Genomic DNA, 16,562 nt, shown 5'->3' with positions numbered 1-16,562 from the left:
GCCCCCGCCCGCTCACTTCTCCTGCGACGTCCAGTGGTGGTCGCAGAACCAGCGGCCGAACAGGGCACCCCCGTACACCACGAACCCGACGCCGATCAGCCACGACTCCACCACCAGCACGGTCCCGACGGCGCCGTAGTTGAGCGCGTTGGTGACGATCATCGGGGTGAAGACCAGGTAGGAGAAGGCCCGCAGACCGCCCAGGCCGATCATGGTGGCCAGCGCGCCCGGCAGCAGGGACCGCCAGCGCACCTGGCCGCCCAGAAGGAACCACTGGCCCCACCAGAAGAACAGCAGCCCGCTCAGCGCGGACAGCCCGACCCGCTGCCACCCGTGCAGCGCGCCGCGGGTCTGCACCTCCTGGTAGAGGTAGGCGGTCAGCACCACCAGCCAGGTCGCCTGCCGCCAGACCCGGTGCCAGGGACCGGCGGGAACGCCCCAGACGCGTTCGTAGCCGTTCTGCACGCTGCCCGCGAAGGACACGCCGAACACGGCCAGCAGGACCAGGCTCAGCACGCTGGTGGTGTCGATGACCTTCCGCGGCGGACTGATGATGTCCGTGAGGGCACGGGCGGACCGGCCGGACAGGCCCATGCCGTCGGTGAGCCAGGTGGCGAAGCCGCCCCGCCCCAGGGGATCGCCCGCCGCGACCACGATGAGCAGCGGCGCCAGGGTCACCAGGGCCAGCGTGGCGAAGCCCATCGCCCGGTGCATCAGCTCCAGGTCGCGTCCGTGCCGGAACAGGACGCGCAGATGCAGCCACTCCCACGCGCGGTGCGGGCCGCGCCACCACTGTCTCACCGGGCCCTCCCGTGCTCGCCGCCGCGGGACCAGGCCCCGGCCGGGTCCCCGCTGCCATGATCGGACGAGACACCCCGCCGTGCCCGGCCGGACATGCCGGTGCCCGCCCGCTCGGGCCCCACCGTGGTGGTGACGCGCACGAGCGCGGGACGGCGCGGGGTCGAGCCGAAACCGAAGCGCACCGGAGGTACGACGAGTGCCGGCGAGCCGAGGTCCCGGCCCTCGTGGGTGGCGGCGACGGCGGTGACACGGTGCAGGTCGCGGGCGCCGTACCACTCCCGGCGGCCCCCGCCGGCACTGCCGCGGGTGCGCACCCCCAGCAGCAGCCGCGCGGGCAGGTCCGTCACGGCCGTCCACGGCGGCCACGCCGCCAGCGGGCCCGGAACGGCCCGGAGCGCCAGCCCAGTCAGGCCCCGGCAAACCGGGCGGGCCCGGCGCCCGGCGCCCGGGCCGGCCGGAAGGACCGGCCGGCGCCGGCACCGGGCCGCGTCCGCGGCCCCGGTAGCCCGTGCCGGGTCAGACCGTGCCGCTGGAGGCGATGGTGACCTTGGCGCTGGGGGTCCCGCTGCGGCTGCCGAGGGACTCGACGCGGTCCACGATGTCCTGGCCCTCGACGACCTCGCCGAAGACGACGTGCTTGCCGTCGAGCCAGTCCGTGACGACGGTCGTGATGAAGAACTGCGAGCCGTTGGTGTTGCGGCCCGCGTTCGCCATGCTCAGCAGGTAGGGACGGTCGTGCTTGCGGTCGAAGTTCTCGTCGGCGAACTTCTCGCCGTAGATGCTCTTGCCACCGGTGCCGTTGCCCCGGGTGAAGTCGCCGCCCTGCAGCATGAACTGCGGGATGATGCGGTGGAAGGAGGAACCGGCGTAACCGAAGCCGTGCTGGCCGGTGGCCAGCTCACGGAAGTTCTTGGCGGTCTTGGGGACCACGTCGTCGTAGAGCTTGAACACGATCCGGCCGGCCGGCTCGTCGTTGATGGTGATGTCGAAGTACACGTTGTCACTCATGGCGATCAACCTACCGTCGAGCGGCGCACCGGCGCGCGGAAGGGTCCCCCTGAGGCCGGGTGTCGTGCGCGAGGAGAGCGCCGTGACCGACGGCTGGGTGTGGGTCGAGACGCTGTTCGCGGGCACGGCCGCCTTCCACACACGGGGCAGACTGCCGTACGCCCCCGACCTCGTGCCCGTGCTCGCCGGCGTACTGGGGCTCGACGGGACGGGACGGCTGCTGGACGTGGGATGCGGGCCCGGCACGGTCGCCCGGCCGCCGTGCAAGACCGAGTCCGGGGCGGCCGGCCCTGCCTCCCCGGCGCGCCGCCCGCCTCTTCGAGGCGCAGGACGCGGGGGCCACCGAGGACCAGCTGCGGCAGATCGCCGCGCAGGCGCTGGGCGAGGTCTACTTCCGCGACAGCGGCCGCCGTGCCCACGGCCTCGAGGTGGAGTTCACCGACATCGAACAGGTCGACTTCGGCCTGTAGCGGGGCTCCGCCCACCGGCGGAGCTCACTGGCCGGCGGTGCCGAACGTGGCGAGCTGGTCCTTGACCCAGGGGTCGAACACCGCGAGCCGGTGGGCGGCCGAGGGGTAGAACGTCGCGATCTGGCCCTCGATCCACGGATCCGTGGCCTGCCGGGCCGTCCCGTGACCCTGGCAGTGCGTGTCGGTGCGGACCGCGGCGTGCGGGGCCGGCACGTGTCCGGGCGCCGGCGTGGGGGCGGCCGTCGCCGCGCCGCCGGTGGCCAGCACCGCACCTCCGGCGATCGCCGCGGAAACGCCCGCCATCGCGATACGTCGCGTCAGCTTCATGATCTACCTCCTGGGCTCGGCCCGTCGAAGCTTCCGGTCGGCCCACCTACCCACTCACATCCCCCGCACGCACGCACTCGCAAATTTGCTACGAGGGCTCCGCTCAGGTCGTGCGGCGCAGGAGCGGGTACGGTGCGCGCCGCACGAGCCAGGCACTCGCCGCACCGATCACGGCGCCGGCTGCGACGTCGCTGGGGTAGTGGGCACCGGACTGGACGCGCTCCAGAGCGACCATCGCGGCCGGCAACGCGCACACGGCACCGGCCGCGGGCCAGGCGGGCGTGACGGCGGCGGTGAAGGCGACCGCGGCCGCCGTGTGCCCCGAGGGGAACGAGGAGGAGTCGGGCCGGTCGTACACCTCGTCGTGCGGGATCCACTCCTTGGGCGGCCGGGGCCGGTCGGCGAGCTGTTTGCACAGCCCGTTCGAGACCAGCTGCGCCACCGCGACGGCGGACACGCCCGCGACCGCCGCCGCCCGCCCCCGCCTCCCTCCGGCCGCGGCCATCACCGCGGCGGCGCCCCACCACAGCTTGCTGGACTCCGCCGCCTCCTCCACCGCCGACAGCACCCTGCCGGCACGCTTCGGTATGCGGGAAGCCGCCTGCTGCGTCAGGACCCGATCGACCCCATGGAAACCAGCGCGCACTCTCATGAGCTGCGGATATCCCGTCATCTGCCGCCCACACCGGCGACGTTCACCACAGTCGCCGGCTCACCCCGGGAGGCCGGTCCGTCCGCTCAGCCGGCCCTGCGCGCGACCCCGCCGTAGAAGCCGATCCCGTCGGACCCCGGCTCCGGCGGGCCGTCCGGGCGCCAGAACGGGACCTGCGCCAGGCCGGGTTCGACCAGGTCGAAGCCGTCGAAGAACCGCTCCACCCCGGCGCGGGAGCGCAGGTTCAGCGTGGCCGTGGCCTTGCTGTAGACGGCCTGGGCGGCGGTGCGGTCGGCGAAGTCACCGGTGGCGTGGGAGAGCACGAGGAAGCTGCCGGGCGCGAGCGCGTCCCGCAGGGTCGCGACGGCCCCGGCCGGATCCTCCGCGTCGGAGAGGAAGTGCAGGACGGCGACGAGGAGCAGCGCCACCGGCTCGTCGAAGTCGATCGTCCGGCGGACCACCGGATCGTCCAGGACGGAGCGCGGGTCGCGCAGGTCGCCGAGCATCACGCTGGTCGTACCGGAGCTGCTGAGCAGCGCGTTGGCGTGCGCGGCCACGATCGGATCGTTGTCGACGTACGCCACGCGCACGTCCGGCGCCAGCGCCTGCGCGACCTCGTGCACGTTGGGCGAGGTGGGCAGCCCGGTGCCGATGTCGAGGACCTGCCGCACGCCGCTGCCGACGACGTACCGGACGGCCCGCCGCATGAAGGCCCGGTTGGCCCGCAGTCCGGCGCGCACCTCGGGCGCGGCCTCGGCGAGCCGGTCGCCGGCCTGCCGGTCCACCTCGTAGTTGTCCTTGCCGCCCAGCAGGTAGTCGTAGATCCGGGCGGGGTGCGGCCTGCTGGTGTCGATCTCCCCGAGGCCGAAGCCGCCGTCCTGACTCACCCTGCGCTCCTCTCGACGACCGCCACGGGCCCCCGCCTGCGGTGGACGACAGCTTCGCACATCAACTGCCGTGTCACTGCGGGTGGTTGCGGGTCGCGCGCAGGAGCAGCAGGGTGACGTCGTCGGTGTACCGGCCCGTCGGCCAGGCGCGCCGCAGCAGACTGTCGGCGAGGCGCTCCAGGCACGCCTCGTCGCTGTCCGCGAAGTGCTTCAGGAGGTCGGCGGTGGCGCGCGCCGAGTCGTGACCGGGCCGTTCCACCAGGCCGTCGGTGTAGAGGGCCAGCACGGCGCCCTCGGGCAGCGCCACCTCGGTGACGGGATAGTCCGGATCCGGGCCGACGCCCATCGGGGGGGCCGGGCTCGATCTCCAGGATCCGCCCGTCGTGGTGCGCCCCCCGCAGCAGGGGCGGTACGTGGCCGGCGCTGGCCAGCGTGAGCCGGCCGGGGGCCAGGTCCAGTTGCGCGCACAGGCACGTGACGAGCAGCTCGGAGTCCAGGTCCGCGAGCAGCCGGTTGGTGCGGGACAGCACCTGGTCCGGCGTCGCCCCGGCGCGTGCGTGGGCGTGGACGGCGGTGCGGACCTGGCCGGTGAGCGTCGCCGCTGCGATGCTGTGGCCCTCCACGTCGCCGATGACCGCGGCGACCGTGGTGGCGTCCAGCCGCAGCAGGTCGTAGAAGTCCCCGCTGACGGGGAGCCCGTGACCGGCCGGCAGCGAGCGGGCGGCGACCTCCAGCCCGCGCGTCCGCGGCAGGGTGCGCGGCAGCAGGGCCTGCTGGAGTTCCTCGGCCAGGCGGTGCCGGTCGTCGTAGAGACGGGCCCGGTCCAGCGCCTGGGCGATCAGGCCGGCCAGCGAGGTGAGGACGGCGCGCTCGTCGGCCGTGAACGTGTGCGGACGGTCGTACGACAGGATGCAGCAGCCCACCGGCCGTCCCGTGATGACCAGGGGCAGGAACACCCACGCCCGCTTGTCGCTGGCCCGGGGCGCCCGGGGATGGCTGCGTGCCAGGTCGGCGGGGTTCGCGAAGAACTCCGGCGTCCCGCTGGCCAGGACGGCGCCGGCCGGGGTGAGGTCGGTGTCCAGGGCGAGCCCGTCGAGGTGCTCGATGATCTCGTGGCGGTAGCCGCGGTGCCCGGTGATCCTGAGGCGGCCCGCGTCCGCCACGGACAGGACCATGCCCTGCGCCTGGAAGGCGGGGAGGATCTGGTCCGCGATCAGGGCGACCACGTCGCGCACGGTGACCGTCTCGGTGAGCGCCGCCGCCAGGTGCACCAGCTGGTACAGGCGCCCGGTCGGCGCCGCCGGCGGGTGCTGCCCGGCGGGCGCCGCCTCCCGCGCGGCGCACCGGCCCGACGGCGTGATCCGGACGCTGATGCCGCTGCTGTCCGGGTGGAGCGAGAAGGTCAGCCACTGGTCGGGCGGCCGCAGGGCGTCGTAGGTCAGAGCGGTGCGGCTGACGACGGCCGTGCGGTACTGGTCCTCGTAGCGGGGGTCGTCCAGCCAGGGCAGCGCCCGCCAGGGACGGGTGCCCAGCAGCTGCTGCGCGGGACGGCCGAGGAGACGGGCGGCGGTGCCGCTGACGAAGGTGATCCGGCCCTCCAGGTCCAGGGCGACGGCACCCTCGGGCAGACGCTCGACGTAGTCGAGCGCGGCGATACCGGTCTGCGCGGGGTGGCGCACGGTCTCGAGCGGGAAGAGCAGCGGCCGCTCGGGAAGCGCCGGCGGCCGGGACGACTCGTCCAGCAGCCGGGCCACCCGGTGGGCGCCGGCGGTGATCTCCCCGCGTTCGCGCGGGGACGCCTCGCACGGGTGGTCGCCGGGCCACAGCAGCACCATGGCGCCCCAGCAGCGGCGCGCCCCGCTCAGCGGGATCGCCGCGAGCGCGAAGTCGTACGGCAGGACGGCCGCGGCCCGCGGGTAGCGGCGGGTCATCTCCTCCTGGCTGCCGATCCACACCAGCCGGTCGTCCCGGATCGCGTCGCGGTGGGGGAGCGGGGCGGTCAGCGGCAGCCGCAGCCACGGCTCGGCGAACTCGGCCGGCAGTGCGCACAGGGCGACCAGGCGCAGCCTCGGCACCGGCTCCTCGATCAGGAACAGCCCGCCGATCGAGGCGCCGGTGCGGCGCATGACATCGGTCAGGCCCGCCCCGAGCGCGTCGTCCAGTGATCCACCAGCGTCCGGCAGATCCCGGGGCCCCATGGCGCCCTCCGCTTCCCTCGCGGCAGTCCCTTTCACTCCTGGTGCCAATGCAGCCGTACCAGGACGATATGCCCCGGCGGGGATCACAGCCAAGCGTGCGCCCGAAGCACCACGGACGACGGCCGGCGCACGGTGACCGCTCAGCGCGGTACCCCGGTCGCGCACCGTGCGCGACGCGGATGCCTATGGTGGGGTGTGATCAGCAGCGACACGGAGCCGCGCCGGCGGCGCGGACGACGGCCGGGGTACAAGGCGGCGGCGGGCGTCTTCGCCGTGGGCATGATGGGCACCACACTGCCCACACCGCTGTACGGCCTGTACCGGCAGCAGATCGGGTTCTCCGAACTGATCGTCACGGTGGTCTTCGCCGCCTACGCGGTCGGCGTCATCGTCGCCCTCCTGGTCGCCGGCGGCTGGTCCGACGTGCTGGGCCGGCGGCCGGTGCTGACGGCCGCGCTCGGCCTGTCCGCCCTCAGCGCCGTGTGCTTCCTGTGCGAGAGCGGTCTTCCGCTGCTGTACGCCGGCCGGGTGCTCTCGGGCCTGTCGGCGGGGCTGCTGAGCGGCACGGGCACCGCGGCCGTCCTCGACCTGGCCCCGCCCGGGCGGCGCGGACGGGCCGGCCTCGCGGCGACCGCGGCCAACATGGGCGGCCTCGGGCTCGGCCCCCTGGTCTCCGGCATCCTGGCCGAGTACGCGCCGTGGCCGCTGAAGCTGCCGTTCGCCGTCCACCTGGTGCTCCTGGCCGTCGCCCTGGTGGTCCTGCTCCTGCTCCCCGAGACGGTCCACCACACCGGCCCCCGGCCCTCCCTCAGGCCGCAGGGCATGACGGTGCCACCCGAGGTGCGCGGGGTGTTCGCCCCGTGCGCCCTGGCCGCCTTCGCCGGCTTCTCCATGCTCGGCCTCTTCACCGCCGTCGCCCCGGCCTTCCTCGCCCGGACGCTGGGGGAGCGCAACCTGGCGGTCGCCGGCGCCGTCGTCTTCACCGTGTTCTGCGCCTCCACCTGCGGGCAGATGCTCATGGCGACCGTGGGTGCGCGACGGTCCCTGCCGCTCGGCTGCGCGGTGCTCGTCGCCGGGCTCCTGCTCATCGGCGCCTCCCTGTACCTGAAGTCGTTCCCGGTGCTGCTGGCCGGCGCGGCGATCGGCGGCGTCGGGCAGGGGATGGCGTTCCGCGCCGGACTGACCGAGGTGGGCGGCGCCGCGCCGGCGGAGCACCGGGGCGCCACCATCTCGGCGTTCTTCGTCGTCGCCTACGTGGGCATCTCCCTGCCCGTGGTCGGCGTGGGAGCGATGGCGGTGACGCTGGGCCTGCGCGTGGCCGGGCTGGTGTTCACCGGCTGCGCCGTCCTGCTCGTCGCGGCCGTGGGCGTCCACCTCGGGCGGAACCTGCCCCGGCGGGCCGACTCCCGCTGACACCGCGTATGTTGATCAGGCGGCGGTCCGCTCCGGCGGACGCCGGCACTCACCGCGGGACGGGGGAGACCGCGGGGAGTCGACGCGACGGACGGGGGTCCATGGCAGGCCGTGCACGGCACCGGTGCGCGCCTCGGCGCGCCCTGCGGCCGCACGCCCCGGGCCGGTCCCGCACCGCGTCGGGTCAGGCTCCCCCGCGCCGTACCGGAAGCCCGATCCCAGGAGCCGCGTTGTCCGCCTCTTCCGCACGCCCGTCCCGCCGTCACCTGCTCGCCGGGAGCGCCGGCCTGGCGCTCGCCGCGTCCGCCGCCTCCCTGGTGTCACCGACGCGCGCCGCCGCGGCCGAACCCGCGACCGCCGAACTGTTCAAGCTCAAGCCGCCGCACCTGCTGGAGGCCGAGACGCTGGTGGAGTACCTGCGGCTGCGCACCGGCCAGTGGGACCACAACCGGTACAACGTCGAGCAGGCCGACGGGGAGAACCTCGGCAGAACCCAGGTCACCTGGGGCCGTGCCGGACACCCGGAGGAGTTCGAGAACCTCTCCCAGTGCGCGTCCTTCATGACGGCCCTGCTGGAGCACTCCTACGGCACCGGCACCGCGTACGGCTGGGCCACGTCCGCATACTTCGACCAGTACTTCCCGCCGAAGGACGGCTCCACCCGCACCTCCTCGTACCCCAACGCCGAGGACCTGCAGGCCGGGTTCCTGAACGCCTCCGCCGTGCCGCACTTCGACCCGGTGACCAAGCCGGTCAACCTGCGCCCGGGCGACATCGTCGCCTGGGACTACGACCCGGCGGTCAAGAGCACCCCGTACACCGGTCACACGGTGATGATCCGCTCCTGCCTGGGCACCTTCTCCTCCTCGGTGGACAGCAAGCTCGGCATCACCGGGGTGGTCCCGCACCTCTTCCAGATCGTCGACTGCACCAACAGCCCGCACGGCGGCCCCGACCTGGCCAGCCAGAGCAGCATCGACCGCTACCGCGCCTACCCCGACAGCCGGGCCGAGATCGCCGACGACAACAGCACGTACACCGAGCACAGCGGCGTCGGGTACGGCCACATGGTCTTCTACGCCGACCCCGGCACGGACCTCTTCGCCGGATACCGGTGGAGCGTCAACTCCGCCACGCCGCAGCCGGCGGTCGCCCAGCCGGTCACCGGCAAGAAGCAGATCGCCGCAGGCCGCGTCAACGCCTTCCTGGTGTAGGCCGCATCTGCCGCAAAACCGCTCGTGCCGACGCGCCGCGAAATGAAATGATCTTCCGGCGAGTCACTACGATGTGACACCAAGACAACCATTCGGGCGGCCCGTTCGGTGCGGGCCGCCCGGGGTCGCCGATGCCAGGGACCGCTCCCCGGGCTGCGGTGATCTTCCTGCCCAGGAGGACCCTCCCGCATGTTCCGAAGTATTGGCAACGCTGTCGTCCGGCATCCGGTCTGGACGATCGTGGCCTGGCTGATCGCCGCGGTGGCGATCGTCGCCACCGCTCCCAGCCTCCCCTCCAACAGTGACGAGAGCAGTTTCCTGCCCAAGAGTTACGAGTCCATCAAGGCCGCGGACCTCCAGCAGAAGGCGTTCCCCAGCGCCTTCACGCCGTCCGCGATCGCGCTCTACCAGCGCACCGACGGCGGCAGGCTCACCGCCGCCGACCAGAAGGACGTCGCCCGGATCACCACGGAACTGGGCCGGAAGCACATCGACCAGGTGCAGAAGGTCGTCCCCGGCCAGCCGTCCAAGGACGGCAGGTACACCATGACCCTGGTCCAGATGGACAGCAAGAACGCCGGGCAGCCCAAACAGGCCGACGCCGCCAAGGTGTTGCGCGAGGACGTCAAGCGGCTGGCCAAGGGCACGCACCTCGACGTCAAGCTGGGCGGCTCCGCCGCACAGGCCCTCGACCAGCAGGACTCCTCCAAACGCGGCCAGGCCCTGATCGGGTTCGGCACCTTCGCGATCATCCTGGTGACCCTGCTGATCATCTTCCGGGCGCCGATCCTCGCCGTGCTGCCCCTGATCCTGATCGGCCTGGTGTCCGCCGTCGCCAACGGGCTGATCGCCTACGCCACCAAGCTGTTCGACCTGCAGGCCAACAGCTCCATCTCGTCCATCCTGATCGTCGTGCTCTTCGGCGTCGGCACGGACTACTTCCTGTTCCTGATGTTCCGTTACCGCGAACGCCTGCGCGCCGGCGACGAGGCGAAACAAGCCATGGTGAACGCGGTCGGCCGGGTCGGCGAGGCCATCGCCTCGGCCGCCGGTGCGGTCATCATCGCCTTCCTCGCGCTGGTGCTGTCCACGCTGGGCTTCCTCAAGCAGATGGGCCCGGCGCTCGCCATCGCCGTCGCCGCCACCCTGGTCGCGGGCCTGACCCTGATCCCCGCCGTGGTCTCGCTCATCGGCCCCAAGGTGTTCTGGCCCTCCAAGTCCTGGCAGCACGAGCCGGCCAACGCCCGGTTCGCCGCGCTCGGCCGCGGCGTGCAGCGCCGCCCGGCGCTGACCGCGGCCCTGTCCGGCCTCGTCCTGCTCGTGCTCTCGCTCGGCACGTTCGGCTTCAACGCCACCTTCGACCTGGCCTCCGGCTCCATGCCCAAGACCAAGGAGTCCATGGTCGTCCAGGACGAGATGCAGAAGGCCTACTCGGCGGGCGCGGCCGCACCCACCGACGTCTACCTGTCCAGCACCGACGGCAAGCCGCTGGACAAGGCCGCCTTCGACGGGTACGCGAAGAGGCTCGGCGCCGTGGACGGCGTCGCGAACGCCCGCATGACCCAGCTCAACAAGGCCGGCACCACCGCCGACTTCACCGTCACGCTCAAGTACGAGGCCTCCTCGGACAAGGCGCTGGACGTCGTGGGCGAGGTACGGGACGTGGCCCACGCGGACGCCCCCGACGGCACCGAGGCCCTCGTCGGCGGCATGTCCTCGATCTTCAAGGACATCGACGCCGCGGTGTCCCACGACTACCGCACGGTCTTCCCGGTCGCCGCCCTGCTGATCATGGTCATCCTCGGGCTGCTGCTGCGCAGCGTGGTCGCCCCCTGGTACCTGATCGCCTCGGTGGGCCTCGGCTTCGGCGCCACCCTGGGCGCCACGGTCTGGATCTTCCAGGAGGCGCAGGGGCACTCCGGCCTGATGTTCATGCTGCCCGTGATCATGTACCTGTTCGTGGTCGCCATCGGCACCGACTACAACATCCTCATGATCGCCCGGCTCCGGGAGGAGGCCCGTGAGGGCCGCGAACCCCGCGAGGCGGCCGGCATGGCCCTGCGCCACGCCGGACCGACCGTCGCCGCGGCCGGCTTCATCCTGGCGGCGACCTTCGCCACGATGATGCTGGCGGGCAACTCGCTGCTGTCGGAGATGGGCTTCGCGGTCTCCTTCGGCATCGCCGTCGCCGCCTTCGTCATGGCGATGTTCTTCACGCCGAGCCTCACCGCGCTGATCGGCCACGCGGCCTGGTGGCCCGGACACGGCGACCGGGCCACCGGTACGGAGGCCGGCACGGGACCCGGGTCCACCGGATCCGGCCCCGCCTCCGCCGGGGAGGACCACGACGCGGTCCCCCAGGACCCGGCGGGCCGCCGCGGGTGACACCACCCACGCCGGGGAACAGCCCTGCCGGACCCTCACGGGACCGGCAGGGTTTTTTTCCGCACTGAGGTGCATGCCCCGCGAGGTTCCGGGTAAGCGCGCCAGGAACGGCTCACCGGGTCCAGGAGGGGAACAGCATGACGGCGGTCACCACGGCCACGACTCACACGCGCGCAGCCGGGCTGCCGGAGGTCGCGGACCCCGCGAGTGTCGCTCCCCAGGACGCCCGGCAGCTGTCGAAGGTGTTCTTCGACCGGCTGGCGGTCCTGGAGGAGGGGACGCGGGAGCACCAGTACGCCCGCAACACGCTGATCGAGATGAACATGTCCCTGGTCCGCTTCGCCGCGGCCCGGTTCCGCAGCCGGGGTCCGGAGGAGATGGAGGACATCGTCCAGGTCGGCATGATCGGGCTGATCAAGGCGATCGACCGGTTCGAGCTGACCCGTGAGGTGGAGTTCACCTCGTTCGCCGTGCCGTACATCGTCGGCGAGATCAAGCGCTTCTTCCGCGACACCTCGTGGGCCGTGCACGTGCCGCGCCGGCTCCAGGAGGCCCGCGTCCAGCTGGCGCGCGCGACCGAGGAACTGCGCAGCCGGCTCGGCCGCACCCCCACGGTCCGGGAGCTGTCCGAGCTGATGTGCCTGTCCGAGGAGGAGGTCATCGAGGCCCGCCTCGCGGCCAACGGCTACAACTCGGCATCCCTGGACGCCACCATCAACGGCAGCGAGGAAGGCGAGGCCGCGCTCGCGGACTTCATCGGCACCGAGGACGCGGCGCTGTCCCTGGTGGACGACTTCCACGCCCTGGCCCCGATGATCAGCGAACTCGACGACCGGGACCGGCTGATCCTGCACCTGCGCTTCGTCGAGGAGCTGACCCAGGCGCAGATAGGGGAGCGGCTCGGCGTCTCCCAGATGCACGTCTCCCGGCTGCTCTCCCGCGTCCTCAAGCGCCTGCGCGAAGGCATGCTCGCCACCGGCTGACGAAACCCCGCTTCGACGTACGGCGAGCCGGCCGCCCTCAGGCGGCCGGCTCGCCGCGCCAGTCGCCGTCCCGCCGGGCCCAGCGCACGGCGGGTGCCACCGCCAGACCGGCCGCGGCGAACACCGCGCCGAGCACCGCCCAGCCGATCGCGCCGTGGGCGATCGCGGTGACCGTGACCAGCGCCGGCCCCGCCGTCATCCCCGCCGACATGCCCGCGCCGAACACCCCCTGGTACACGCCGTGCGCGCGGGCGTCGGCCAGCTCGTACCCCAGGGTCCAGCCGCCGGCCGCCGACAGCACCTCCGCGAGGACCTGCACCACCGCACCGGCGGTCAGCGCCACCACCGCCCATACCGGGGACAGGCCCGCGGAGAGCGCGTACACCGCGCAGGACACCGCCAGCAGCAGTCCCGCCCAGCCCATCGCCCGCACCGCACCGGGCACCTGCGAGGCGCGGCGGGCGGCCCGCACCTGGAGCAGCGCCACCAGCGCACAGTTGACGATCATCAGCAGGGCCGCCGTCCAGCGCGGCGCCCCGGTCCGCTCCACGATCCACAGCGGCAGTCCGACCTCGGCGAGCGTGTACTGCACGACCAGCACCGCGTTCAGCACGGTCACCGCCAGGAACGGCAGGTCACGCACCGCGCGCCAGCGGCCGGCGGCCGGGGCGCCCGCCTCCGCGAGGGCGCGCTCGCGGACATGCTCCGCCAGCGGCAGCCGCGGCAGCAGCAGGGCGGGACCCGCGAAGGACAGCGCGTCGAGCAGGATCACCGTCACATAGGCGCCCCGCGTGTCCAGTTGCAGCGCCACCGCGCCCAGCGCGCCGCCCAGCCCCATGCCGATGTTCGTCACCGTCCGCAGGTAGGCCCGCGCCTCCACTCGCGTCGCCGCCGGCAGCACATCGGCGTACAGCGCGCCCTGCACCCCGCGGCTCGCCATCTGCAGCCCCGTCGCGCAGATCACCGCCGCGAGGAACCCGGCGTAGGAGTGCACCAGGGTGTACGCGGCCGTCGCGATCCCCGTACCGCCCCACAGCAGCGCCCCGACCCGGCGGGCGCCCCACCGGTCGGCCGCCCGCCCGGCGGGCACCCCGGCGGCCACGCCGACCAGGCCCGCGATTGTCAGGCCGAGGCCCACCGCGGTCGGGTCCAGGCCGACGATCCGGGTGAAGTACAGGACGCCGAGCGGGAAGTACAGGCCGTTGCCGAGGGAGTTGACGGCGGTCAGCACCGTGGCGAGGCGCAGCACCGGGTCGGCGGGCAGCAGGCCGCCGGCGCGGGTGGCGCGGGCCGGTCCGGCACTGCCGGGCTTGCCGGGAGCGGGCGAAACGGGTGTCGTGGTCATGCCCGACAGCCAACTCGGTCTTCTGCGGCGGCCGACAATGATTTAGCGTGGCGCTCAATGATCGAGTTCAGGTTCGTCGTCGACGACCTCGCCAGCACCTCCTTCGCCTACTCGCCGCTGCAGGAGGCGGTGTTCTCGCTGCGCTGCCTGCACGATCCGGCGCGCTACCCGCACCACCGGCCGTGGCTGCGCCGCTTCCGGCCGCGCCTGGAGAGCCTCGACCGCGAACTGCTCACCGCGCTCGTCGCGCCCTGGCTGTGGGTGCCCGACTTCCTCACCCCGCGCCCGTCGCGGGCCCGCCCGGCATTCGCCGACGAGCTCCGCGCGGTCCGCCGTACCCCGCCCGGGACCGTCGCCGCCGACTTCCGTGCCACCTACCGCACCGACGAGGCGCTCCCGCCGGTGGTCGCCCGGGGCATCGCCGACCCGGCGGCCTTCCTGGACCGCGTCGCCGACGCCCTCGAGGCCTACTGGCACACCTGCCTCGGCGACGGCTGGTGGCCGCGCGTGCAGAGCATCCTGGAGGCCGATCTCGCCCACCAGGCACGGGTGCTGGCCGAACAGGGGGCGGCGGCGCTGTTCGCCGGACTGGACCCGCGGCTGGTGTGGACCGGGGACCAGCTGCTGCTGGAGCGGCACGGCGACACGGCCCCCTGGCCGACCGCCGACATCCGGATCGCGGGACGCGGGCTGGTGCTGATCCCGACGCTGTTCGCGCGGGGCGCCCAGACGGTGATCGACGCGTCGCGCCCGCCGATGCTCGTGTATCCGGCCCGGGGCCGCGCCGTCCTCTCCGAGGCCCCGCCGCCGGTCACCGACCGCGCCCTGGTACGCCTCCTCGGCCGCCCCCGGGCCCGGCTACTGAGCCTGCTGGCCGAACCGGCCTCCACCACCGAACTCGCCCACCGTCTGGACGTCACCCCCGGGGCGGTCAGCCAGCACCTGGCGGTCCTCTACGACGCTGGCCTGCTCAGCCGCACCCGCGCCGGCCGCACGGTCCGCTACCGCCGCACGTCCCTGGGCGACGCACTCTGCCGCTAGCCCCGCCCGCCGATCCCGGACGGGCCTCACCGGCCCCGCTGTGACCTTCATCCTTGCGGCGCCGCACCTCGTACGACCAACCTCTCGTCGAACGGGTTCCCGAAGAACTGTTATCCGGGGCTCGCCGAACGGTCTCCCAGATCGAACAGCACCGTTCGGTATCGACGACAGGGAAGCTTGAGATGAGCACACAGCACACGGTGGACCCGGCGGCACTGGTGAGCGCTGCCCGGGGAGGTGACCCGGAGGCGCAGGACGCCCTGGTCAGCGCCTACCTCCCGCTGGTCTACAACATCGTGGGACGTGCTCTGAACGGCTCGGTCGACGTCGACGACGTCGTACAGGACACCATGCTCCGGGCCCTGGACGGCCTGGGCGGCCTGCGCAGTCCGGCGAGCTTCCGCTCCTGGCTGGTGGCCATCGCCATGAACCAGGTCCGGGCGCACTGCCAGGACCGCCGGTTCGCCCCCGGCACCGTGGAGGAGGCCGAGGAACTCGCCGACCCCGGCGCCGACTTCGTCGACCTGACCCTGGTGCAGCTCCAGCTCTCCGGCCAGCGCCGGGAGACGGCCCGCGCCACCCGCTGGCTGGAGCCCGACGACCGCGGCCTGCTGTCGTTGTGGTGGCTGGAGTGCGCCGGTGAGCTGACCCGCGGCGAGGTCGCCGCGGCGCTGGAGCTGTCGCCGCAGCACACGGCCGTCCGGGTGCAGCGGATGAAGGCGCAACTGGAGGCGGCCCGCGTCGTGGTGCGCGCGCTCGACGCGCAACCGCCGTGCGAGGAGCTGCGGACCGTACTGCTTCCCTGGGACGGCCGGCCCTCGGCGCTGTGGCGCAAGCGGATAGCCCGGCACGCCCGCGGCTGCGGACGCTGCTCCGGCCTGTGGAGCGGCCTCGTGCCCGCGGAGGGCCTGCTGGCCGGCCTGGCCCTGGTCGCCGTGTCGCCCGCGCTCCTGGCCGAGACGGGCCCGGGCGCCGGCCGGATGTCCGCGGCCGGCTCGGCGTCCCGGCCGGACCCGTCCGGGCGCGCCGCCGAGGGGGGCCGGTCGCCCGGTCACCGCGCGTCCGGCGGCCGGTCGGCCACCCGCGGGGAGGCCCGCCGGCGCCGGCGCACCCGGCGGCGCCGGGCGGTCGGCGGCGCCGTCGTGGCGGCCTGTGTCGCGGGCGGCGGCCTGTGGTACTTCGGCACGGATGCCGGCGCGGGTGGTGAGGGGGCGGCCGCCACACGCACCGCCGGCGACCCCGTCGTGGACCTCTCCGAGTCCGGCGCCGCCACGAGCCCGCCGTCGGCCCCCGCCTCGCCCGCCCCGTCCACGCCCGCGGCGAGGAAGACGGCCGCCACCGCGAAGACCCACCGCCCCACGAAGAAGGCGACCGCACCGGCCGCCCAGCAGCCCTCCACCTCGCCGTCGGCTCCCCGGCCGACCCGTACGGCCCTGCTGAGCGCGACCCCCTCGGACACCGTCACGCAGGTGGTCGCGCTGGTGAACAAGGAACGCGCCGCCGCCGGCTGCGGTCCGCTCACGGAGGACCCCCAGCTGGAGCAGGCCGCGCAGGGCCACTCCGACGACATGGCCGCCCGCGGCTTCTTCGACCACACCAACCCGGACGGGGCCGACCCCGGGCAGCGCATCACCGCAGCGGGCTACCGCTGGTCCACCTACGGGGAGAACATCGCCCAGGGCCAGCAGACCCCGCAGGCCGTGATGGACTCCTGGATGAACAGCCCCGGCCACCGCGCCAACATCCTCAACTGCGCGTTCAAGGACATCGGCGTGGGCGTCCACCGGGGCACGGGCGGCCCCTGGTGGACCCAGGACTTCGGCGCCAAGCTCTGACCG

Annotated in this window: 12 protein-coding genes and 2 pseudogenes; 6 read left to right on the top strand and 8 right to left on the bottom strand. The window is 73.6% G+C overall.

Annotation, left to right across the window (positions count from 1 at the left end; all coding sequences use genetic code 11):
* Window positions 1-12: 12 nt before the first annotated feature.
* From AQJ66_RS34420 to AQJ66_RS34390, 7 genes and pseudogenes are all read right to left on the bottom strand, one after another.
* On the bottom strand, window positions 13-801 hold the full coding sequence (locus tag AQJ66_RS34420; protein ID WP_061930104.1) for a ribonuclease BN: 789 nt from the start codon (window positions 799-801) through the stop codon (window positions 13-15).
* Window positions 798-1,217 (bottom strand): annotated as a pseudogene (locus AQJ66_RS34415) (hypothetical protein); the annotation flags it as partial. The pseudogene AQJ66_RS34415 and the gene AQJ66_RS34420, both read right to left, overlap by 4 nt.
* Window positions 1,218-1,317: 100 nt before the next feature.
* Complete coding sequence (locus tag AQJ66_RS34410; RefSeq protein WP_061930185.1) at window positions 1,318-1,809, bottom strand: peptidylprolyl isomerase; 492 nt, start codon at window positions 1,807-1,809, stop codon at window positions 1,318-1,320.
* 494 nt (window positions 1,810-2,303) lie between these two features.
* Window positions 2,304-2,606, bottom strand: a complete 303-nt coding sequence (locus tag AQJ66_RS34405) for a hypothetical protein (RefSeq protein ID WP_061930099.1) — start codon at window positions 2,604-2,606, stop codon at window positions 2,304-2,306.
* A gap of 103 nt (window positions 2,607-2,709) precedes the next feature.
* On the bottom strand, window positions 2,710-3,258 hold the full coding sequence (locus AQJ66_RS34400; protein WP_061930096.1) for a phosphatase PAP2 family protein: 549 nt from the start codon (window positions 3,256-3,258) through the stop codon (window positions 2,710-2,712).
* 86 nt (window positions 3,259-3,344) lie between these two features.
* Window positions 3,345-4,145 carry an SAM-dependent methyltransferase gene (locus AQJ66_RS34395; protein ID WP_061930094.1) on the bottom strand — a complete coding sequence of 267 codons (801 nt, stop codon included), beginning with the start codon at window positions 4,143-4,145 and terminating at the stop codon, window positions 3,345-3,347.
* 73 nt (window positions 4,146-4,218) lie between these two features.
* Window positions 4,219-6,343, bottom strand: a pseudogene (locus tag AQJ66_RS34390) (SpoIIE family protein phosphatase).
* Between the two features lie 195 nt (window positions 6,344-6,538).
* Here AQJ66_RS34390 and AQJ66_RS34385 point away from each other — a divergent pair.
* From AQJ66_RS34385 to AQJ66_RS34370, 4 genes are all read left to right on the top strand, one after another.
* Window positions 6,539-7,756, top strand: a complete 1,218-nt coding sequence (locus AQJ66_RS34385; RefSeq protein WP_063804113.1) for an MFS transporter — start codon at window positions 6,539-6,541, stop codon at window positions 7,754-7,756.
* Window positions 7,757-7,986: 230 nt separating this feature from the next.
* On the top strand, window positions 7,987-8,970 hold the full coding sequence (locus tag AQJ66_RS34380) for a hypothetical protein (protein ID WP_061930092.1): 984 nt from the start codon (window positions 7,987-7,989) through the stop codon (window positions 8,968-8,970).
* 189 nt (window positions 8,971-9,159) lie between these two features.
* The gene (locus tag AQJ66_RS34375) at window positions 9,160-11,355 is read left to right on the top strand and encodes an MMPL family transporter (RefSeq protein ID WP_061930089.1); all 2,196 of its coding nucleotides are present in this window, start codon (window positions 9,160-9,162) and stop codon (window positions 11,353-11,355) included.
* Window positions 11,356-11,492: 137 nt separating this feature from the next.
* Entirely contained in the window at window positions 11,493-12,338 is an 846-nt protein-coding gene (locus tag AQJ66_RS34370) for an RNA polymerase sigma factor SigF (RefSeq protein ID WP_061930085.1), read from the top strand.
* Between the two features lie 37 nt (window positions 12,339-12,375).
* On the opposite strand, the gene AQJ66_RS34365 is transcribed toward AQJ66_RS34370, so the two are convergent.
* On the bottom strand, window positions 12,376-13,683 hold the full coding sequence (locus AQJ66_RS34365) for an MFS transporter (protein ID WP_061930082.1): 1,308 nt from the start codon (window positions 13,681-13,683) through the stop codon (window positions 12,376-12,378).
* Between the two features lie 57 nt (window positions 13,684-13,740).
* On the opposite strand from AQJ66_RS34365, the gene AQJ66_RS34360 reads away from it, so the two are divergent.
* Window positions 13,741-14,724, top strand: coding sequence for an ArsR/SmtB family transcription factor (locus AQJ66_RS34360; protein WP_063804112.1), 984 nt, complete (start codon window positions 13,741-13,743; stop codon window positions 14,722-14,724).
* A gap of 182 nt (window positions 14,725-14,906) precedes the next feature.
* On the top strand, window positions 14,907-16,559 hold the full coding sequence (locus tag AQJ66_RS34355; RefSeq protein ID WP_061930079.1) for a sigma-70 family RNA polymerase sigma factor: 1,653 nt from the start codon (window positions 14,907-14,909) through the stop codon (window positions 16,557-16,559).
* Window positions 16,560-16,562: the final 3 nt, after the last annotated feature.

This window comes from Streptomyces bungoensis (assembly GCF_001514215.1).
Taxonomy (GTDB): domain Bacteria; phylum Actinomycetota; class Actinomycetes; order Streptomycetales; family Streptomycetaceae; genus Streptomyces; species Streptomyces bungoensis.
This window is presented reverse-complemented; position numbering and strand designations above follow the sequence as displayed.